The sequence below is a fragment of the Pseudomonas sp. TE6288 genome (genome assembly GCF_054062095.1).
Genome location: NZ_JBSSEW010000006.1, coordinates 35,794 through 55,626 on the forward strand (window position 1 = coordinate 35,794; position 19,833 = coordinate 55,626).

A 19,833-nucleotide genomic window follows, 5' to 3' on the forward strand; every position below is an offset into this window, starting at 1 on the left:
GTTGGGCAGCAGTGGGGTGCTGGGCGGGTGCTGCTGGGGCAGCAGTGGGGTGGCAGAAATGCCTGGGGCTGCTGCGCAGCAGCCCCAGCGTCTTAAACGGCCAAGCGCGAAGTCGAGCCGATCACATTCTCCAGCACGCGAAAATCAATCCACTCCCGCACATCGAAGCGCCGAGGTATGAACCCCCACCTGAACAGGAATTCGGTAAAGTCCTGCAGCGCCTCGATCGAGCGGCTGTCCAGCGTCGTACGCAACCGCCGGTGCGCATCATCGCCATAGGCCGCCGCTACCCAGTACTCGCTGGTGTTCAGTTCACGCGCCAGAAAGCGCCGAGTCTCTTCGGGGTTGGCCCAGGCCCATTGCTCGGTGCGCAGCACCGTGTCGACCAGCGTGCGGCTGGCCTCGAAGTGGTTCTCCAGCAAGTGCCGGTCGACGGTCAGCGTGCGCGGCGTGCCGTTGTTGCTGCGGATCAGTGGGTCGGGGTGGCTGCCGGTATCCACCACCACGCGCAGGCCGAACTCATGGGCCAGGTGTACCGCATGGGCGCCCTTGAGGAAGATGGCGTCGATGTCGCCACGCAGCAGGCCGATCAGCTCGTTGTTGCGGCGGCTGAAGCGGCTGGTGTCCAGGCTCACTTCGGCGCCATACAGGTGCTGCTTGGCATCGTCGCTGTAGGTGCCGCCGTAGGGGTAGTCGACCAGCTCCACATCGGCCACCGCCAGGCCTTCGAGCTTCAGGGCGTTTTCCAGCCCGCGCAGGGCTTGGGCACGGGTGAAGTCGATCTGCACATTGGCCCACTTGGGCAAGCCGAAGCGGCGGTTCTTCAAGTCGCGGATGCTGCGTACACCGCTTTCTTCGGTGGTGAGGATCAACTGCACCTCATCGCTCCACGACAGCCCCAGCACGCGGGTTTCGACGCCGTTGGCGTAGGCCCAGATCGCCGGGATGTTGCCGCCATGGCGCACCGAGTTCTGCAGGTGGTGGTCGTAGTGGGCCTCGCGCACCTCGCGTTCGCTGGACTCGCGCAGCGACTGGATATTGGTGCCGAATGGCGCAAAGGCCTTGGCCAGGCGCCCCGACTGCACGGCAATGCCGAGACCGGTGGGCACCGGGCTGTGGGTGTACCAGAGGGTTTCCAGGGGCTTGGTCATGGGGTAACGGGTTTCCTGTCCATGGGAGTGGGGGCCAGCAACTGATCCAGGGGTTGGCGGGCGATCCAGTCGCGTACCTCGAAGCGCGCCGGAATGAAGCGCCAGCGTGCGAGGAACTCGACAAAATCCTGCAAGGCCACGATGGCCTGCTCGTCCAGGCGGGTGCTCAGGCGCAGGTGGGCGTCATTGCCGTAGGCCACTTGCACCCAGTACTCGCTGCTGTTGGTTTCTCGCGCCAGGTAGCGGCGGGTTTCATCCGGGTGCTGGTGCGCCCAGCGCTCGGCGCGCAGCACCGAACCGAGCAGGGTGCGTACCACGTGCGGGTGCTGCGTCAGCAGGTGGCTGTCCACCGCCAGGGTGCGCGGCGTGCCGTTGTTGCTGCGGATCAGTGGGTCGGGGTGGCTGCCGGTATCGATCACCGTGTGCAGGGCAAAGGCGTGGGCCAGTTGCACGGCGCTGGCACCCTTGAGGAAGATGGCGTCCACTTCGCCGCGCAGCAGGCCAGCCAGTTCCAGGTTGCGGCCTTCGCTCTGGGTACTGGACACCGGTGTGCCGGCCACGTTGCGCACTGGGCGGTCGCTGAAGGTCCCGTCGTATCGGTAGTTGACCAGCGCCACGTCGCCCACTTGCAGCCCTTCGAGCTTCAAGGCGTTTTCCAGCCCGCGCAGGGCCTGGGCACGGGTGAAGTCGATCTGCGCGGCAGCCCAGTCAGGCAGCCCGAAGCGCCGGCCCTTGAGGTCTTTCACGCTGTGGATGCCGCTGTCTGGCCGGGTCAGGATCAGCTGCGCCTCATCGGCCCACGACAGGCCGATCACGCGGGTTTCGCGGCCCTGGGCGCGGGCCCAGATGGCCGGGATGCTGCCGCCATGGCGCACCGAGTTGAGCAGGCTGTGGTCGAAGTGCGATTCGCGCACCGCCTGCTGGTCGGCTTCGCGCAGCGATTGCACCTGGGTGCCCAGGCTGGCCAGGTCGTCTTGCAGCCAGCCTTGCTGCACGGCAATGCCCAGGCCGGTGGGCACCGGACAGCGGGTGTACCACAGGGTTTCGAGGGGTTGGCTCATGTTCGGGCTCCGGTCGGGATCAGGCGCTGGCCTGCAAAGGGGGAGTAGTCGCCTGTTGCACCAGCGGCAGCACTTCCTGGCCGATGCGTAGGGCCTCTTCCAGGTGCGGGTTGGCGGCGAGAATGAAGGTGCTGAAACCGGCATCGCGGTATTCGGCCAGGCGTTCGGCGATATGCTGGTGGCTGCCCACCAGGCCCACGGTAGGGCCAGGCTTGGCCTTGGCAAAGCCGGCCCACAGGTTGCGCGCCAGCACCAGCTCATCGAAGCCTTGCAAGCCTTGGTGATAGGCCGCCTGCCGTGCGCCGCCCACAGAGTCCGAACCGGTCACGAAGCCCTTGGCGCTGGCGCTGGCTTTGCCTTCCAGGCGTTCGAACTGCTGGCGCAGCTCGCGCCACGCCTGCTCCTCGGTTTCGCGGGCGAACAGGTCGACGCGCAGACCGAAGCGCACCGTGCGCCCTTGCTTGTCGGCCAGCTCGCGTACCCGTTCGATATGCGGCTTGAGCTTGTCGATCGGCTCGGCCCAGTTCAGGTATACGTCGGCATGGCGCGCGGCCACCTCCAGCGCGGCATCGGAAAATCCGGAGAAGTACACGCCCGGTTTGCGTTCGTGCTGCAGGCCTGGCGGCAGGCTGCCGTTTTCCAGGCGGTAGATGTCTCCATCGTAGGAGAACCTGTCCTGCGCCCACAGGCCCTGGATCACGTCGAGGAATTCGCCGGTGCGCTTGTAGCGCAGGTCATGTTCCAGGAAATCGCCATTGGCGCGTTGGCTGGCCGGGTTACCGCCGGTGATGATGTTCCAGTCCAGCCGGCCACCGCTGAGATTCTGCAGGATTGCCGCCTGCTGGGCGGCATAGGCGGGCAGGGTCCAGGTGGCCTGGAAAGCGATCAGGAAACGGATGCGCCGGGTTTCGCGGGCGAGCGCGGCGGCGGCAATCCACGGCTCCGGGCCGGTGGGCAGCAGCGCGCCCTCGAAGCCGGCCAGCTCGGCGGCCTTGGCCACCTGGGCGATGTAGTCGATGTAGGTAAAACCGTCGGCCTGGCCATCGGGCAGGCGGCCGGGGGCGATGTTGCCGGCGCGGTGTACAGGGTTGCCACGGTTGTGGCTATCGGTGGACAGCTGCGGGCCGTCGGTACCCAAGGGCAGGCGCCAGAAGAATTCGGTGGTCATGGGGACTCCTGAAGGGGGAGGGTGTGCGAGTGGGGAGGGTGGTGCAACGGCTGTGCCATGCATGGCGCAGGGCCTGTGGGGCGGGGATTTGTGGAGTAGACGGGGAGAGGGGTGCTGCTGTGGCAGCAATCGGGCAGCAGTGGATGCTGGGACAGCAGCATGAACAGGTCCGGCCTCTTCGCGTGGCAAGCCCGCTCCCAAGGGGCCGGCGCGGTCAGTAAGTCCAGCGCCATATCTGTGTGAGCGGGCTTGCCCCGCGAAAAGGCCGGCAAGTCAGGCTTCGATGTTCTCGGCTACAACCTCCCCGGCACTGCGCAGATACGCGTCATGGAGCGCCGCATAGGCACCCCCGCGCCCGATCAGTTCGGCATGCGCCCCTTGCTCCACCACCCGCCCATGCTTCACCACGGCAATCCGGTCAGCATCACGAATAGTCGCCAACCGGTGGGCAATGATGATCGCCGTGCGCCCCTGGCACAGCCGGCGCAGGGCGCGCTGGATGCGCCGTTCGGTGTGCACGTCCACCGCCGAGGTGGCTTCGTCCAGCACCAGCACCGCCGGGTCGGCAAGGTAAGCCCGCACCAGGCACACCAACTGGCGCTGGCCATGGCTCAGGTGCGTGCCCAGCGGGCCGACTTCGGTATGGTAGCGCTGCGGCAGGCGCTCCAGCACTTCGTCGGCGCCCAGCTCGCGGGCCGCGGCAATCAGCTGCGCATCACTGGCAGCTGGCGAGGCCAGGCGCAGGTTGTCGAGGATGCTACCGCTGAACAGCACGTTGTCCTGCAACACCACGCCCACGTTGCGCCGCACGTCATGCTGGGCCAGGGCACGCAGGTCGATGCCATCCAGCTTCACGGCGCCGTCCTGCACTTCGTAGAAGCGCGTCAGCAGCTGTACCAAGGTGCTTTTGCCATGCCCCGAGGGGCCGACGATGGCTATCACTTCACCAGCGCGAATATGCAGGTCGAGCCGGTCAATCACTGGCCGTGGGCTGTTTGGCAGATAGGCAAAACCGACCTCTTCGAAGTCCACCTGGCCATGTGCCCTGGCCAGCGCTTGTGGCGCAGGTGGGTCGAGTACCTGCGGGCGTGTGTCGAGCAACAGGAAGATGCGCTGGGCCGAGGCACTGCCGGTGGCATAGCGCTCGAACAGGTCCGACAACTCCTGCAGCGGGCCGAGGAACAGAAACACGTAGAACAGGCTCTCTGCCACTTGGCCAACGCTGACCTTGCCCTCGGCCAGGCCATGGGCGCCGACCAGCAACAGCACGGCCATGCCAGCGGTGCTGAGCAACGCGGTGAACGGGGCGAACCAGCCAGCGCGCAGGCTGCCCCGGATCAGCGCCTGGTTGAAGTCTTCCAGCAGCCTCCGGTAGCGGGCCTGGTTGATCTGCGCTTGCCCGCATTGCTGGATCAGCCGCACCCCGCTTACGCTCTCGACCAGATGCGCGGTGAAGCGGCTGCGTTGCTCCGCCACCTTGGCCCAGTTGCGCTGCGACACCCGCTTGAAGCGCCAGGTGGCCACGGCCAGCAACGGTACAGTGGCGGCCAGGCTGTAGAAGAAACTGGGCTCTATGCGCCACAGCATCAGCGCAGCCAACCCGCAGCGCAGCAGGGCGCCCAGCAGTTCTGGTGGGCCTTGCACCAGCAGTGGCTCCAGTGCATCGACATCACGGTCAACGCGGGAAATGATCCGCCCGGCACGGGTCTGGTCGAAGTAGTTCACCGACAATGCCTGCACATGGGCGAACACCTTGACCCGCAGGTTGTTGAGCACGCCGATCGCCGCGCGCCCGGCAATGAACTGCGATACGCCGGCCAGCAGAAAGCGTCCCAGCCAGCTCGCCGCCAGGCCAAGGCCCAGCCACAGCACCAGGCGTTCGTCGAGCAGCCAGTGGTCGGCTCTGTGTACCAAGCCCTTGTCCAGCAGTTCGCGCACGAACCACGGGCGCAGGAACACGGTAAACACCAGCAGAAGCTCGATGCCGATCACCGCCAGGATCTGCCCACGAATGGGCCGCAACAGAGGCAGCAGGCGGTGGAACATACCCCGGTCCAGTGTTTGGCGGGCCAGGCGCTGCTCGATGTCGATATCGCTGGCGGGCGCGTGTTGCACATCAGTCATGGTCGACCCCCAGCAAATCGCGGTAATGGGCATTGTTCGCGCTCAGTTCGGCATGGCTGCCGCTGGCGCTGATACGGCCGTTTTCCAGCATCAGCACGCGGTCGGCCTGCAGCAGGGTGGAGAGGCGGCTGGTGATCAGGAGCAAGGTCGGGCCTTGACCGTGGGCACTGTGCAGGTGGCGGATGTTGTGCAGCACCTGGCGTTCGCCCAGGGCATCCAGGGCGCTGGTGGCGTCGTCCAGGCAGAGGATATCGGGTGCACTAATCAGCGCTCGGGCCAGGCACAGGCGCTGGCGCTGACCGCCAGACAAGGTAACGCCACGGTCACCCAGCGGCGTATCCAGGCCGTGGGGCAGGCGCGCCAACACATCCTCGGCGGCAGCCAGGCGCAAGGCTTCACGCAACTGGGCGTTGCTGGCTTGCGGTGCGCACAGGCGCAGGTTGGCGGCCAGGCTGTCGGAGAACAGGAAGCTTTCCTGCGGCAGTACGTGAACGCGGCGGCGCAGGTCAGTCAGGTCCAGGTTGCGTACGTCATGCCAACCGCCGGCATCACTGCCGACCTGCACGCTGCCGTGCTCTACGTCGGTCAGGCGCGGCAGCAGGCTGGCCAGCAGGCTCTTGCCGGTACCGGTGGCGCCGACCAGCGCCACCACCTCACCGGGTAGCAGGGTCAGCGAGCAGTCCTGCAACACAGACCGACCAGCCTCTGCTGCACTGGCCTGCACCTGGTTCAGCTTCAGTCCCAGCGGCCCGGCAGGCAGTGTGGCATGGCCGCCGAGGATGGCCGGGCGTTCGTCCAGCAACTGCCAGATGCGTTCGGCGCTGGCGCGGGCATCGGCGAAGGTCTGCATCACCCGGCCGATGCCTTCGATACGGAACACCAACGTGGTCGCCAGCAGCAGCGAGGTGACCAGTTCGCCGATGCCCAGAGCACCAGCCGCCACGCGATGGGCGCCGTAGACCAGGATCCACACATGCCCCAGCGCCACCACTGCCTGCGGTAGCGGAATGCGCGAACTGGCGTAGGCGAGGGCAGCGTGGGCGTGATGGGTGAACACCTCGACCTGGCTGGCAAATCGGGCGATACGCTGGCGTTCCAGGCCGAAAGCCTTGATCACCCGCACGCCGCCGATGCCTTCGGCCAGGTCCTGGCTGACCTGGTCATAGGCGGCGCCCACGGCACGGTCCAGGGTTACCAGGCGATCGGTCTGTACCACGAACAGCCACAGCCCGGCGCCGGTCAGCAGCAAGGGCACCAGGCCCAACAGCGGGTCGTACCAGCTCAACAGGCCGACGGCGGCGATCACCACCAGCGGTGTTTCGATGATCTGCCGCCAGAAGGTGATCAATGCGTCGCGCACCTTGTCGGCATCGCGGGTGGTGCGGGTGACCAGTTCACCCATGCCGTGGCCCCAGTGGTAGCCAAGGTGCAGGCGCTGCACCTGGTTGAGGATGCGTTCGCGCAGGCGCGTGAGCAGGGCCTGGCTGAGCACCAGCGACAGCACGGCGGCGGCGTATTGCAGCAGGCCGCGGCCCAAGGCGATGGCCAACAGCAGCCACAGCCAGTGCCAGGCGGTACTGGCGTCCAGGCTGCCATCAGCCAGGCGCGACACGGCGCGACCGGCGCTGACATCGTCGACCGCGTGGCCGATCAGCCACTGTTGCCAGGCCAGGCCGAGATTGCCGGCCATGTACAAGGCTGTGACCAGGGCGAAGCGCCAAGGCATTTCGCGATAGATGGCCAAGGCCCGAAGTAGAGGGTGGTTCATGTAAATGCTCGATCAGAATGCGACGCCGCCCCCTGCAGGAGCGGCCTTGTGTCGCGACAGGGGCGCAAGGCACCCCCCGTCCAAACCTGGTTTCAACGGCGGGTAGCGCCCTGGTTTTCCTTGGCGTTGAGCACCGCGGTGTACTCCCCAGGGTCCGCCCCGTTGAGGTAGTAGTTGCCGACGTTGTGCAGCCGCCAACGGATCGGGTCGTGGGTGGTGTGCACCCGGGCATTGCGCCAGAAGCGATCAAGGTTCCACTTGCTCAGCGACGCGCTGGCTCCCAGCAGCGAGAACAGGTCGCTGGAAATCTTCAGTGACGCCGCATCGGAATGCGCGCGGGCGGTGGCCACCGAAAGAATCAGCTCATCCTGCAAGGCCTTGTTTTCCGGGTCGCGCTCGTGATCGTCAAACACCCGCGCGGCCTCGCGCAGCACCGACTCGGCACCGCGCAGGGCCACGGCATATTCGCCAACCTGGCGGATCACATGGGGCTCGTCACTGGCACGCTCGACGCCGCTCTCCACCCAGGCGCGGGCATGCTCGCGCAGGTACGCGATGGCAGCCTGCAAGGCGCCAGCGGCGATGCCGGTGTCGATGGCCGCGTGAAGGATCTGCGGGAAGGTCAGGCCGGTGCGCTTCATCGGCCCGCTGCGACGGGTCAGGTAGCGCTCGTCGAGCACGATATTGTCGAAATTCACCGTACCGCTCACCGAGTTCTGCTGGCCGAAGGCTTGCCAGTCATCGACCAGGGTCAGCCCTGGGGTGTCACGGTGCAGCAACACGCCAACACCGCCGTCTTCGCTGGCGGCGGTGAGCGAGATCCACTCGGCCAGGTAGGATCCGGTGGAGTAGAACTTGCTGCCGTTGAGCACCCACTGGCCATCGGCGTTGCGTTCGACGCGGGTCTTGAGGGCGAACTTGTTCTTGCCGCCGACTTCGGCCAGGGCATTGCCGAAACGCTTGCCGGCCAGTACATCGGCGATCAGCCGGTCGCGTACTTCATCCGGGTAGCCGGTAAAGATACCGCGCAGCATCACGTTGTGAATCTGCAGCAACTGGCCGACGCCGCCATCGGCGGTGGACACCAGGCGCACGGTTTCGACCACGGTCTGCACCGAGGCACCCAGGCCGCCGAATTCGGCCGGCACGGCGATGGCGGTCAGGCCGCTGCTGGACAACAGTTCGGCCTGGCGGCGGGGGAGCTGGCCGTTGTTGCTCGGGTCGGCGGCCAGCTCGGCGATTTTTGCAGCGACCTGGCGGGCGGTTTCGAGGGCTTCGGCTGCGCTGGTGAGGCGGCGGGCAGGGGAGGGTTCTATGGCACTCATGGAGAGGTCTCGGCTATGTCTGAAGGGGCCAGTGGGCCTGTCTCGCGGGTGAACCCGCAATTGGCCACAGCGCGGCATGAACCCCTCGAGCAATATCTTTGCCACCCCTGTTCAGGCCCCGTGCTGCGCGGCTTGCGCAACCTTTTGTTGCCAGGGCAGCAGCCGCCCTGCTGATCTGGCAGCACCCCACCCGCAATCCTGCTCCCACTCCAGCAGCAAGCGCCCTGTCAAAACATCCAACGCCAATGAAATCAAGGCCTCCAGCGGTTGGCACGCACACTGCAATGGTGCTTGCACGACGCCCAAGGAGCCACCCCATGACCCTCGCAAGCCCCACCGCAATACGCCCCGCGCACGACCTGTCTGCCCTGGAGCGCATCTGGTTCACCCGCTGCCCGGTGCCCACCGCCTCTGGCATCGCTTACAAGCTTGGCTGGCTGGAGCAGGAATTCGCCCTCGACGGCCTGCCGGTCTCGACCCTGCAGGAGGCCCGCCAGCTTGGCCATCACCACTACGATCACCAGCTGCCCGGGCTGTTCCGCGAAGGCGGCAACGTACCGGCGTTGGCCGCACGCGCTGCTGGCTCGCCCAGCCGGCTGATCGGCCTGACCTGGATCGAAGAATGGCAAACCATTCTGGTCCGCCCGGACTCCGGCATCCGCAGCGCCGCCGACCTGCGCGGCAAGCGCCTGGCCCTGCCGGCCTGGGGCGACAGCCGCCCCGGCAGCATCGCCCGGGCCATGAGCCTGCACGGCTACAAAGGCGCCCTGGCGTCGGCTGGCCTGCAGCTGGGTGATGTGCAACTGGTGGAAGTGGCCCTGCTCGACCAGGCCAACGCTGCAACCCCGCAGCTGGGCCTGCAACGGCTGTGGTCGGGGCTGGAGTACCTGGCGCGCGGTGAAGTCGATGCGGTGTACGTGAAGGGCGCTGCAGCGGCTGATGCGGCACGTCGGCTGGGCCTGGTCGTCGGCGTCGACCTCGACCTGCTGGCCGACCCCCGCCACCGCATCAACAACGGCACGCCACGACCGATCACCGTGCACCAGCGCTTGCTCGACGACCACTTCGAGCTGGTGGTGCGCTTCCTTGCCCAGACCTTGCGTGCCGCAGATTGGGCGGCCAACAACCGCGACGCGCTCAACCGCATCCTCGAAGAAGAAACCCGCGCCGGCAGCCAAGGCGTGGCGCAGGCCTACCGGGGTGACTTCCACACCACCCTGGCGCCAGACCTGTCCGAGCAGCGCCTGGCCTTCCTTGGCACGCAAAAGGACTTCCTGTACCTGCACGGCTTCCTCGAGGCCGACTTCGCCATCGCCGATTGGGTCGACCCGCGGCCCCTGCAAGCTGCCCAAGAATTGCTGGCCCAGCGCCGCGCCTGACTTGACTGGAGATTGAACATGACCGTACTGATCAACGAACGCCCCGTCACTGCCGAACTACAAGCCTTCATCGACCAGGTGGTGGCCGAAGCCGAAGCGGCCTTCAGCGTATTTCGCGAAACCAACACCATCACGGCCAATGGCACGGTCGGTTTTATCGAACGCGTGCCCGGCGAAGAACTGCTGGTAGCGGTCAACTACGGCGGCCCGTGGCACCACCGCAAGCCGCTGCAGGCCACGGTGACCGACTTTGCCGGCAACGTCATCGTCGGCAAGGGCAAAGGTGGCCTGGGCCGTTACACCAAGCTGTTCCAGACCCACGCCGACATCACCACCGTGTCACACGTGCACAGCCCGTACCTGGGGGCCTGGGCGCAAACCCACCGTACCTTGCCGTTCCATTATGTGCCGGTGCAGCGCTACCAGCTGGCCCGCGAGCTGCCGGTGTACATCGACCGGCGCCAGGCCGAGGTCGACTTCATCCTCGACAAGATCGCCGAAAACCCGTTCAACCTGGCGATCCTGGAAGCCAATGGCGGCGCCACGGTATGGGGCAAGCAGGGGCTGCGGGCCACGGCGGAGTTCATCCTGTTGCTGGAGGAGGGCGCGCAGATTCAACTGTTGGCCGATGCCTTGGGTGGGTCGCGGCCGTATGGACCGGGGGTGCTGACCCAGCAGTGGAAGATGAGCGGGTTGTATGAGCGGGCTACCGAGCTGGGCCTGGTGCCGGGTATTGACCGGCGTAGCTGATGTGATCGCTGGGGCGCGGCGCGCCCCCTTCCAGAAAAGGATTCACCCCATGGCAGTAAAAATACTCTGGTACCTCACCACGCCGGACGGCCCGCACCCCTGGGAGCCAGAAGGGCGCTGGCACACCGACTTCGAGCACCTCAAGCAACTGGCCATCGCCGCTGACCGCCTGGGTTTCTACGGCTCGCTGCTCGGCTCCAGCCCCAATGAAAGCCTGGCCGTGTCGGCAGCGCTGATCGACGCGACCAAGCGCCTGCGCTTCCTGGTTGCCCAACACCCGGGCGAGCTGTCGCCAGCCGTGTTGGCCAAATGGGCGCTCACCTTCGACCAGTTCTCCAACGGCCGCCTTCTGTTCAACGTGGTCAACGGCAACGACGCTGGCCTGGCCACCCTGGGCGTGCATTACCCGCACGATGAACGCTACGACTTCAGCCTGGAATACTGGCGCGCCTTCCAAAGCTTCTACGCCGGTGAAACCGCCGGTTACGATGGCCGCTACGTCAAGCTTTCACCCCGTTCGCCAGGCGCTGCCCAACACCCGCTGGGCGGTTGGCACCCACCGAAGCAAAAGCCCGGCATCCCGCTGTGGGGGGCTGGCACCTCGGCACCGGGTGTGGCCCACTCCGTGCAACTGCTCGATGTTTACCTGAGCTTCGCCGACACCCCGCAAAAGCTCGGCGACAAGTTCCGCCGGGTGGCAGCCGAGGCGGCGAAGATCGGCCGTGAACTGACCTACGGTACCCGCCTGCAAGTGATCGTGCGCGAGACCGAGGAAGAAGCCTGGGCCCATGCAGAGCGCCTTTTGCAACGGACCTCGCTGGCCACCGCGCGCGCGGCCATCGAACGGCAGTTGCCTCCCGGGCAAACCTTCGACAACTACGTCAGCGACGACCCGCGTATCCAGCGCAACCTCGACAGCATCCGCGCCGGGCGCCTGCCCACCGCCCGTGAGCTGGAGATCTACCCCAACGTCTGGCTGGGCCCCAGCCTGTTCGGTTTCAACATCCTTGGCCCTGCAGCCGGCACTTACCTGGTCGGCAGCGCCGAACAGGTTGCCGAACGCATCCGCGAGTACGAAGCGCAGGGCACCTCGGCGTTCATCCTGTCCGGCTTCCCGCTGATTGACGAGGCGCACCGGGTGGCTGACCTGCTGTTCCCGCTGCTGGACCTGGACCATGGCTTTGAAGTGCCGCGCCTGGGCGCAGCCAGCAAGCCCGACGTGACGCAACCGGCGTGAGGAGAGGGTGATGAGCGAGCTGTTTTCGCGCCGGGTGTTTCTCGGCAACAGCCTGGCCGTCGGTGGCGGCCTGCTGCTCGGCGGCGGGCTGCTCAGCGGCTGCGACAGCGGCGCACCGGCAGCCGCCACGGCGCTGCTACCGGGTACGCCGGTGCGTGGCGGGCGCTTGCGGGTGGGCATTATCGATGGTGACCAGGCCGGTAACCTCGATGCACACAAGCCGGTAGGCGGCGGCATCATCCGTGGCTGGGCGCTGTACGCCAAGTTCTGGGAATGGAACGCCGATGTAAGCACGCGCCTGGCGCTGGCCGAGTTCGCCGAGCCGAATGCCGATGCCAGTGCCTGGACCATCCGCCTGAAGCCGGGGCTGGAGTTCCACCACGGCAAAAGTATAACTGCCGACGACATGCTGTTCTCGATCCTGCGCCTGACCGACCCGCAACTGGCCTCGCCATTCGCCGGGCTGGTCGGCGCTATCGACCGGCAGGCGTTGCGCAAGCTGGACGAGCGCACCATCGAAATACGTTTCAAGCAGGGGCAAAGCTTCTACCCACTGGACGAGACGCTGATCAGTTTCGGCGGCATTGTGCCTACCGATTACCATCCGGTGACCAACCCGGTCGGCGCCGGGCCGTACCGCCTGAAAAGCTTCATTCCCGGCCAGCGCTCGCTCTACACCCGCTTTGAAAATTACTACAAACCCAATCGCCCCTATGCGGACGAGTTGGAAATCATCGAATTCAAGGACCAGGTGTCACGCGCCGCAGCGCTGCGCGCCGGGCAGATCGACGTGGCCAGCGGTGTGCAGGCCGAGCACAGTGCGTTGCTCAAGGCCGACCCACGGCTGCGCCTGTATGCCTCGCCAACCACCTCGTTCACCGGTTTCAACCTGAACCTGGCCAAGGCGCCGTTCCAGGATGTGCGCGTGCGCCAGGCGTTCCGCCTGCTGGCCGACCGCCAGGAACTGGTGGCGCGTGGCTTGAATGGTTTTGGCCGGGTGGCCAACGACCTGTATTCGCCTCACGACCCTACCTACAACCACGCCATTGCCCAGCGCCCCTACGACCTGGACCAAGCCCGTTCGCTGCTGCGCCAGGCTGGGCAAAGTGATCTGCGCGTCGAGCTGACCACCACATCTGGGCCTGGCGTCAACGCCGCGCTGGTGTTTGCCCAGCAGGCCCTGAAGGCTGGGGTGCAGGTGAAGGTCAACCAAGTCGATGGCTCGGTGTTCAATGGCCCGCAACGCGAGCAATGGCAACTGTCGCCGGGCTCGACCCCAGCCCGCGGCTTTCTCGCCTCGGCGCTGCACAACGATGCGCCGCAGGCGATCTATAACCGCAGCAACTTCCACGACCCACGCTTTAGCGAGCTGTTCCAGCAGGCCCTGGCCCAGCCCGACCTGGCGCGGCGCACGGCCTTGGTGCATGAAGCCCAGGTCATCCAGCACGAACGTGGCGGGTTGCTGATCTGGGGCTTTGCCGACGTGCTGGATGCCGCGTCGGCCAAGGTCGGTGGGCTTACCCCGGAACAGACCACCTTCGCCTCCTGGCGCTTCGATGAACTCTGGTTGAACCCCAATGCCTGACGCTCACCACACCCCCCGCACGCCGGCCTGGCTGGCCTGGTTCATCGGCCGCCTCGGTTATGGGTTGCTGACCGCCTGGGTGATCAGCCTGGTGGTGTTCATCGCCACCCAGGCACTGCCCTCGGACCCGGCGCGGGTGATTCTCGGCCCGGATGCGCCACTGGAAAGCATCCTCACCCTGCAGCGGCAACTGGGCCTCGACCAGCCGATCCTGCTGCAGTACCTGCGTTGGTTCGGTGCCTTGTTACGCGGGGACCTGGGCATCTCGCTGGACTCCCAGGTACCGGTGGCGCAGCTGCTGTTCGGCCGCCTCGGACACACCCTGGCCTTGCTGGCCGGGGTGCTGGCGCTGGTGGTGCCGCTGGCGTTGCTGCTGGGGGTGAGCCTGGCCCTGCGCCGTGACAGCCGGCTCGACCGCTGGGGGTTGTCGGCGTTGATCCTGCTCAAGGCCACGCCGGGTTTTCTGTTGGCCATCGGTTTGGTGCTGCTGTTTTCCATGCCGGGCATGGGCTGGCTGCCGGCGGTGTCGATCCTCGACCCGCAACTGTCGTTGTGGCGGCAGTGGCCGTCGTTGGTGTTGCCGGTCGTGGCGCTGAGCCTGTCTGCGCTGCCGTACCTCACGCGCATGGTACGGGCTTCAATGATCGAGGCACTGGAGTCCGAGTATGTGATCGCCGCGCGCCTGCGTGGCATCCCCGAGCGGCGAATCGTTTGGCGGCATACCTTGCCCAATGCCTTGACCCCGGCGATCCAGGGCGTGGCGCTGACGTTGCGCACACTGGTCGGCGGTGCGCTGCTGGCCGAAGTGATCTTCAGCTACCCGGGCATCGGTACGGCGTTGAACGCCGCGATCCAGATGCGCGACCTGCCGATGATCCAGGCGGTGGTGCTGGTCATCACTTTGGCGGTGGTGTTGATCAACCTGCTGGCCGACCTGCTGACCGTGCTGCTTACCCCCAAACTGCGCACCGCACGTCGGGTGCGGATGATCCGCCGTATCCGCCGTGGCATTCGGCCATGGTGGCGGCGTGCGCGCAGCACCCCTGCCCAGGAGGCCACCCATGACTGATTCCCGTTGGCTGGCCGACCCGCAGATACGCCGGGGCGCCGTGATCACCTTGCTGGTGGCGCTGCTGGCCGCTTTCGGCCCCTGGCTGGCACCCCACGCGCCCACGGCGATGGTCGGGCCGGTGTACGGCCCCCCGGCTGCCGGGGCACCGCTGGGGCACGATTTTCTGGGCCATGATTTGCTTTCACGCTTGCTCAGCGGCGGCCTGTCGGTGCTGTGGATGTCGGTGGCTGCAGCCACCCTCGCATTGCTGGTGGGCGGCAGCCTGGGCCTGTTGGCCGGCTTCTCGCGCAGGCGCCTGGATCAGCTAATCAGCTGGGCGGCGGATGTATCGCTGGCGTTCCCGGACCTGATTCTGGTGCTGTTGATCGTGTCCATGCTCGGTCGGGCGCCTTGGCTGATCGTTTTGACCGTGGCGATCGCCTTTATCCCTGGGGTTGTCCGTCTGGCCCGGGGCAGTGCCGTGGCGGTGGCCGGGCAGGAGTATGTCGAGGCGGCGCAGATGATGGGTTACCCGCGTTGGCGCATCCTCTTTCATGAAATCCTGCCGAACATCCTCACGCCGCTGTTGGTGCACTTCGGCAACATGCTGACCTGGGCAGTGGGGATGCTGTCCGGCTTGAGTTTTCTGGGCTATGGAGTGGCACCCCCCGCTGCGGACTGGGGCTTGATGATCAACGAAAACCAGGCCGGCCTGCTGGTGCAGCCCTGGGCCGTACTGGCCCCTGCATTGCTGATCGGGGTGTTTGCCTATGGCACCAACATCCTTGCCGAAGGCATTGGCCGGGCCAGTGCACGGATTGGGGAGAAGCAGCCATGAGCGCGCTGTTGCATGTGGCGAGTGAAGTGTTGCAGGTCAGCGACCTGCGGGTAGAGCTGGCCGGGCAGATTGATGTACTGGCCGAGGTGTCCTTCAGCCTTGCGGCAGGGGAGATTGTTGGCCTGGTCGGTGAGTCAGGCTCGGGCAAGACCACCTTGGCCACAGCATTGTTGCGCCATGCCCGACAGGGCGCGTGCATTGTTGGCGGGCAAGTGGTTGTGGCCGGGCAATCGCTGCTCGAACTCGAAGGCGAGGCCCTGCGCCTGGCCCGTGGCGGGCTGGTCGGCTACGTGGCCCAGGACCCGGCCACGGCGCTGAACCCGGCGCTGCGCCTGGGGGCCTTGCTGCGTGAAACCCTGTTGGCGCACCAGCCTGCGCTGTCGCGTGAGGCAACACGCCAGCGCATCGGCGATACCCTGCTGGATGTAGGCCTGCCGGATGACGACGCCTTCCTGCGGCGGTTCCCGCATCAACTGTCTGGCGGGCAGCAACAGCGGGTGATGCTGGCGCTGGCGTTTGTCTTGCGGCCCCGCCTGATCGTGCTCGACGAGCCCACCACCGCACTGGACGTGACCACCCAGGCCCATGTGCTGCTGACCCTCAAGCGGCTGTGCAGTGACCAGGGTGTGGCGGCCCTTTACGTCACCCATGACCTGGCGGTGGTGCGTGACCTGGTCGACCGGGTGATGGTGATGTACGCGGGCCGACTGGTGGAAGTGGCCGGGCGCGAGGCGTTGTTCGGCGCACCGCTGCATCCCTACACCCGCGCCTTGCTCGCGGCCATTCCCGACATTGCCCGGCGCCAGCCGTTGCAGGCGATTGCCGGGCACGCACCGGCACCGGGGCAGCGCCCGCATGGCTGTGCGTTTGCGCCGCGCTGCGGCAGGCGTCGTGCAGAGTGTTGTGTAATCGAGCCGTCGTTGTTGGCGCACGACAGCGGGCATCGGGTGGCGTGCCTGGTGCCGCACAGAGAGCCGCTGTCCCTCGGTGAGGCGGCTGTCGAGGCTGTTGCTGCGCCGGGCGCGGCAGTGTTGCTGGAGGTCCGGGGGCTGGATGTCGCCTACGATCGCCAGGTGCTGTTCGATGTTTCCCTGCGGGTGGGGCAAGGGGAGTGCCTGGCGCTGGTGGGTGAGTCGGGTTCGGGGAAGACCAGCCTGGCCAGGGCGATTGCCGGGCTGGGCGAAAACGTCCAGGGGCAACTCAGCTACGCCGGCAAACCTTTGGCGTTTGCAGCGCGTGAACGGGATGCCGAGTTGCGTCACCAGATCCAGTATGTGTTCCAGAACCCCTACCGGGCCTTGAACCCAAGGCACACGATAGGGCAAACGCTCGGCGCCCCTTTGGCGCACTTTTTCGGGGTCCGTGGCGGTGAAGCGCGTCAGCGGGTCGAGGCCGTGCTGGAGCGGGTGTCGCTACCGGCGCGCGTGGCGGACATGTTCCCGCATAGCTTGTCCGGTGGTGAACGCCAGCGGGTGGCGATTGCCCGGGCGTTGATCTGCGAGCCGAAGTTGCTGGTGTGTGACGAGATTACCTCGGCGCTGGATGTGTCGGTGCAGGCGTCGATTCTGGCCTTGCTGAAGCGACTGCAGGAGGAGGGGCTGACGGTGTTGTTCGTGACCCATGACCTTGGGGTGGTGCGGGCGATTGCCGACCGTGTGCTGGTGTTGCGCCAGGGACGGGTGGTGGAGCAGGGGGCTGCTGATCAGGTTCTTGGGCGTCCGGTTGATGCTTATACCCGGACGCTGGTGGAGCATTCGCCTAGCCTTTCAGGTTGAGGGTGATCAGAACTGGTAATCGACCTGGGCCAGCAGCGTGCGGCCCGGCATCGGTTGCAGGAAGGTATTGGTAGAGCCGGCCAGGCCACTGACGAAATTCAGCTCGTCGGTAACGTTGAGCATGCGCACCGTCACGCCCCATTGCGGCTGGCGGTAGTACACGGCAAGGTCGAGGTTGTATTCGTCCGGCACTTTCACCGTCTTGCTCAGGTTCAGGTACCAGCTGCTGGTCCACCAGCCGGAAAGCTCGACGCCAAACCCCGAGTCGAAGCGGTAGTCGACATACCCGCCGGCGTTGTATTCGGGGATCTGCACCGCATCGAACTTGCCGGACGGGCGCTGATTCAGGCTGTTGTTGTCGCCGAATACGGTGCCGTTATCGGGCATGAATCCGGCCGAGGCGAACCCGGCCTGGCTGGTGAACTCGTTGTAGGCGCTGATGCGGCTGAGGTTGAGGCCGCCGCGCAGGTGCTGGTCCTGGTAGCGCAGGGTCGCTTCCCAGCCTTTGACGATCAGCCGGGCGATGTTGTTGTTGCTGTCCGGCGACTGGTCGCGGGCCTGTTTGTAGGCGGCCAGGGTAAGGAACAGCTGGTCAGGCACTGCTTCCACTTTCAACCCGACCTCATGCAGCACGCTCAGGCTTTCGAAGGCCAGCGGATTGAGCTGATTGGCCCCCGTGCCGCTGCCCCAACCCAGGCCGTTGGTGAAGAAGCCGGTATTCACCGCCAGCGAGCGGTCGAAGGTGTAGTACAGGGTGCTGTTTTCGGTAGGTTTTACGTAGGGGCTTACCTGCACCGAGAACAGCCGATAGTTGTCCGAGTCTTTGCGCGGGTTGCCGCCGGGCAGCACGAGGGGGTTTTCGATACGGGCGTCGATCCAGCTGCGGCTGGCGCCGATGTTCAGGCCCACGCGTTCGCCCAGGCGCAGGTTGTGCTGGCTGAACAGGGTCCTGGTGGTCCAGGTGCTGTCGGCGGTGTAGGGCGCCACCGATTCTGCATACAGGCCGTGCCCGGCCGGGTACATGGCGGGCAGGTTGAGCCAGCCGTAGTAGCTGGAAAACTGCGGCACGCCGGGTTGGCCGATCCAGGCTGCGTTGCCACCGGCGGGGTTACGGCCGCTCAGGCCGAGCAGGTCGCCGGGGTTCTTCAAGGTCGGGTCGAGGGTCAGGTCATAGGCGTTGATGGTGCTGCCGAAGCTGTTGTTGGCGGCGATCGACTCGTTGCGCTCGCGGCGGTAGATCAGCCCGGTGTTGCTGTCGTCGACCAGGGTCAGGTCGCCCAGTTGCCACTGACCACGGGCGCGAAATTCGAAGCGGTTGTCGAAAATGTCGTCCTTGCCCTGCACCTGGAACGCCCCGACGGCATCGGTGGTGTCGGTGGAGTGCTGGTAGAAGGTGCTGTTGGCCAGGGTTATCGATGGGGTCAGGTCGCCTTCGACGCGCAGTTGCGTGGTAAAGCGCCGCGAGCGGTTTTCATCCTGCGCGCGCTGGCCGGTCTGTGACGACAACGAAGTCAGGCCGTTGCCTGCCAGCGACGGGTCGTAGACCCAGCCACGCAGGCTGCCGGGGTTGGCCTGGGTATTGGGCGAGGCATTCTGGAAGCTGCCATCGACTACCTGATACTGGCCCTGAGCATTGCGCTGGCGCTGGACCCAGCCAAGCACCTGGGCGTCGGCGGCGCCGGAGGAGAGCACCGGCGACCATAAGTTGTTGCCGTTCTGGACGATTGGCGTGGCGCGACCGGCGTAGTACTTGCCGTGGTCGACCAGGTCCTGGGTGGCGCGGTTCCAGCCGTGGGTGATGTTGTAGTCGTAGTAGTCGTCGTAGGCGGCGTTCCAGTCAACCCGCAGGTTGTCGTTGCGCCAGGCCAGCGCGCCATAGAAGGCGTCGAAGTTGTTCTCGACGTTGTCGTAGAAGTCTTCCTGGCGCTGGCGGGTGATGCTCACCCGGTAGGCCAGGTTGTCCGTCAGCGGGCCGGTGTTGTCGATGCTGAACTTGGTGGCGTCGCGCGATTCGCCATCGGGGATCCAGCTGCCGATTTCGCCGCTGAGCTTGGTACGGAAACGGTTGAAGTCGGGTTTCTTGCTCAAGTAATTGACGTAGCCACCGCTGCCGCTGACCGAACCGTAGGTCACAGAGGACGGCCCGGCGACGATGTCGGCCCCTTCGTAGGCATTGAAGTTGGCCGGGTGGCGCACGCCGTAGGCGCGCTGGCCATCCTGGAACACCTCGGTGTTCTGCCCGCGCATCTGCGGGGCGATGCCGGCGTTCTGGCCACCGCCGCGGGTGATGCCGGGGGCGTACTTGACCAGGTCGTCGGAACTGCGGATCGGGTCGTTGGCCAATTGTTCGGCATTGATCTGGGTGACCGAGCGCGGGGTGTCCAGCACCTTGGTTTCCAGGCCGCCGTAGATCGAGGCCGGTGGTCGGGTGGGCAGGGCGTCGTCGTCGGCCTGTTCGGCCTGCACGGTGACGGTTTGCAGCTGGGTATCTTCGGCGTGGGCTGGCGGCAGGCTGCCGGCCAGAATGGCCAGCGCCAGGGCGCTGGGCTGGAATTTGGGGTGCAGCAAGGTAATGCGGGGCATTGGCTGGGCCTCGTTCAATAGTAAGAATGTGGGAGAAA

At 66.0% G+C, this 19,833-nt stretch carries 14 protein-coding genes; 7 read left to right on the forward strand and 7 right to left on the reverse strand.

Annotated elements, in window-relative coordinates:
- Nucleotides 1-92: 92 nt before the first annotated feature.
- From ACVWY1_RS07655 to ACVWY1_RS07680, 6 genes are all read right to left on the reverse strand, one after another.
- A complete protein-coding gene (locus ACVWY1_RS07655; RefSeq protein ID WP_401105134.1) occupies nt 93-1,151 on the reverse strand; it encodes an ABC transporter substrate-binding protein in 1,059 nt (352 codons plus the stop codon).
- Nucleotides 1,148-2,212, reverse strand: a complete 1,065-nt coding sequence (locus tag ACVWY1_RS07660; protein ID WP_102683994.1) for an ABC transporter substrate-binding protein — start codon at nt 2,210-2,212, stop codon at nt 1,148-1,150. Before ACVWY1_RS07660 ends, ACVWY1_RS07655 begins: the two co-directional genes overlap by 4 nt.
- 19 nt (nt 2,213-2,231) lie before the next feature.
- The gene (locus ACVWY1_RS07665; RefSeq protein ID WP_457378059.1) at nt 2,232-3,380 is read right to left on the reverse strand and encodes an LLM class flavin-dependent oxidoreductase; all 1,149 of its coding nucleotides are present in this window, start codon (nt 3,378-3,380) and stop codon (nt 2,232-2,234) included.
- A gap of 273 nt (nt 3,381-3,653) precedes the next feature.
- Nucleotides 3,654-5,504, reverse strand: coding sequence for an ABC transporter ATP-binding protein (locus tag ACVWY1_RS07670; protein ID WP_457378060.1), 1,851 nt, complete (start codon nt 5,502-5,504; stop codon nt 3,654-3,656).
- Nucleotides 5,497-7,272, reverse strand: a complete 1,776-nt coding sequence (locus ACVWY1_RS07675) for an ABC transporter ATP-binding protein (protein WP_457378061.1) — start codon at nt 7,270-7,272, stop codon at nt 5,497-5,499. Before ACVWY1_RS07675 ends, ACVWY1_RS07670 begins: the two co-directional genes overlap by 8 nt.
- Nucleotides 7,273-7,364: 92 nt before the next feature.
- Complete coding sequence (locus ACVWY1_RS07680) at nt 7,365-8,597, reverse strand: acyl-CoA dehydrogenase family protein (RefSeq protein ID WP_277503667.1); 1,233 nt, start codon at nt 8,595-8,597, stop codon at nt 7,365-7,367.
- A gap of 317 nt (nt 8,598-8,914) precedes the next feature.
- Between ACVWY1_RS07680 and ACVWY1_RS07685 the strand changes: the two genes are divergently transcribed.
- From ACVWY1_RS07685 to ACVWY1_RS07715, 7 genes are read left to right on the forward strand one after another with little or no spacing between them, the layout of a single operon-like run.
- Nucleotides 8,915-9,976 carry an ABC transporter substrate-binding protein gene (locus tag ACVWY1_RS07685; RefSeq protein ID WP_367856261.1) on the forward strand — a complete coding sequence of 354 codons (1,062 nt, stop codon included), beginning with the start codon at nt 8,915-8,917 and terminating at the stop codon, nt 9,974-9,976.
- An 18-nt stretch (nt 9,977-9,994) separates the two neighbouring features.
- Nucleotides 9,995-10,726 carry a class II aldolase/adducin family protein gene (locus ACVWY1_RS07690; RefSeq protein WP_457378062.1) on the forward strand — a complete coding sequence of 244 codons (732 nt, stop codon included), beginning with the start codon at nt 9,995-9,997 and terminating at the stop codon, nt 10,724-10,726.
- A 49-nt stretch (nt 10,727-10,775) separates the two neighbouring features.
- On the forward strand, nt 10,776-11,963 hold the full coding sequence (locus tag ACVWY1_RS07695) for an LLM class flavin-dependent oxidoreductase (protein WP_457378063.1): 1,188 nt from the start codon (nt 10,776-10,778) through the stop codon (nt 11,961-11,963).
- A 10-nt stretch (nt 11,964-11,973) separates the two neighbouring features.
- Nucleotides 11,974-13,548 carry an ABC transporter substrate-binding protein gene (locus tag ACVWY1_RS07700; protein WP_457378064.1) on the forward strand — a complete coding sequence of 525 codons (1,575 nt, stop codon included), beginning with the start codon at nt 11,974-11,976 and terminating at the stop codon, nt 13,546-13,548.
- Nucleotides 13,541-14,617: an ABC transporter permease gene (locus ACVWY1_RS07705; protein WP_457378065.1), complete on the forward strand. Its 1,077-nt coding sequence runs from the start codon at nt 13,541-13,543 to the stop codon at nt 14,615-14,617. Before ACVWY1_RS07700 ends, ACVWY1_RS07705 begins: the two co-directional genes overlap by 8 nt.
- Nucleotides 14,610-15,437 carry an ABC transporter permease gene (locus ACVWY1_RS07710; RefSeq protein ID WP_102683984.1) on the forward strand — a complete coding sequence of 276 codons (828 nt, stop codon included), beginning with the start codon at nt 14,610-14,612 and terminating at the stop codon, nt 15,435-15,437. The genes ACVWY1_RS07705 and ACVWY1_RS07710 overlap by 8 nt, the downstream gene beginning before the upstream one ends.
- Nucleotides 15,434-17,212 carry a dipeptide ABC transporter ATP-binding protein gene (locus tag ACVWY1_RS07715; RefSeq protein WP_457378066.1) on the forward strand — a complete coding sequence of 593 codons (1,779 nt, stop codon included), beginning with the start codon at nt 15,434-15,436 and terminating at the stop codon, nt 17,210-17,212. The genes ACVWY1_RS07710 and ACVWY1_RS07715 overlap by 4 nt, the downstream gene beginning before the upstream one ends.
- A 6-nt stretch (nt 17,213-17,218) precedes the next feature.
- On the opposite strand, the gene ACVWY1_RS07720 is transcribed toward ACVWY1_RS07715, so the two are convergent.
- Nucleotides 17,219-19,795, reverse strand: coding sequence for a TonB-dependent receptor (locus tag ACVWY1_RS07720; protein WP_457378067.1), 2,577 nt, complete (start codon nt 19,793-19,795; stop codon nt 17,219-17,221).
- Between the last annotated feature and the right edge of the window lie 38 nt (nt 19,796-19,833).

Excerpts from the sequence above, each read along its gene's own strand:
- ACVWY1_RS07655 (WP_401105134.1), bottom strand. The coding sequence starts at position 1,151 with ATGACCAAGCCCCTGGAAACCCTCTGGTACACCCACAGCCCGGTGCCC.
- ACVWY1_RS07660 (WP_102683994.1), bottom strand. The coding sequence starts at position 2,212 with ATGAGCCAACCCCTCGAAACCCTGTGGTACACCCGCTGTCCGGTGCCC.
- ACVWY1_RS07665 (WP_457378059.1), bottom strand. The coding sequence starts at position 3,380 with ATGACCACCGAATTCTTCTGGCGCCTGCCCTTGGGTACCGACGGCCCG.
- ACVWY1_RS07670 (WP_457378060.1), bottom strand. The coding sequence starts at position 5,504 with ATGACTGATGTGCAACACGCGCCCGCCAGCGATATCGACATCGAGCAG.
- ACVWY1_RS07675 (WP_457378061.1), bottom strand. The coding sequence starts at position 7,272 with ATGAACCACCCTCTACTTCGGGCCTTGGCCATCTATCGCGAAATGCCT.
- ACVWY1_RS07680 (WP_277503667.1), bottom strand. The coding sequence starts at position 8,597 with ATGAGTGCCATAGAACCCTCCCCTGCCCGCCGCCTCACCAGCGCAGCC.
- ACVWY1_RS07685 (WP_367856261.1), top strand. The coding sequence starts at position 8,915 with ATGACCCTCGCAAGCCCCACCGCAATACGCCCCGCGCACGACCTGTCT.
- ACVWY1_RS07690 (WP_457378062.1), top strand. The coding sequence starts at position 9,995 with ATGACCGTACTGATCAACGAACGCCCCGTCACTGCCGAACTACAAGCC.
- ACVWY1_RS07695 (WP_457378063.1), top strand. The coding sequence starts at position 10,776 with ATGGCAGTAAAAATACTCTGGTACCTCACCACGCCGGACGGCCCGCAC.
- ACVWY1_RS07700 (WP_457378064.1), top strand. The coding sequence starts at position 11,974 with ATGAGCGAGCTGTTTTCGCGCCGGGTGTTTCTCGGCAACAGCCTGGCC.
- ACVWY1_RS07705 (WP_457378065.1), top strand. The coding sequence starts at position 13,541 with ATGCCTGACGCTCACCACACCCCCCGCACGCCGGCCTGGCTGGCCTGG.
- ACVWY1_RS07710 (WP_102683984.1), top strand. The coding sequence starts at position 14,610 with ATGACTGATTCCCGTTGGCTGGCCGACCCGCAGATACGCCGGGGCGCC.
- ACVWY1_RS07715 (WP_457378066.1), top strand. The coding sequence starts at position 15,434 with ATGAGCGCGCTGTTGCATGTGGCGAGTGAAGTGTTGCAGGTCAGCGAC.
- ACVWY1_RS07720 (WP_457378067.1), bottom strand. The coding sequence starts at position 19,795 with ATGCCCCGCATTACCTTGCTGCACCCCAAATTCCAGCCCAGCGCCCTG.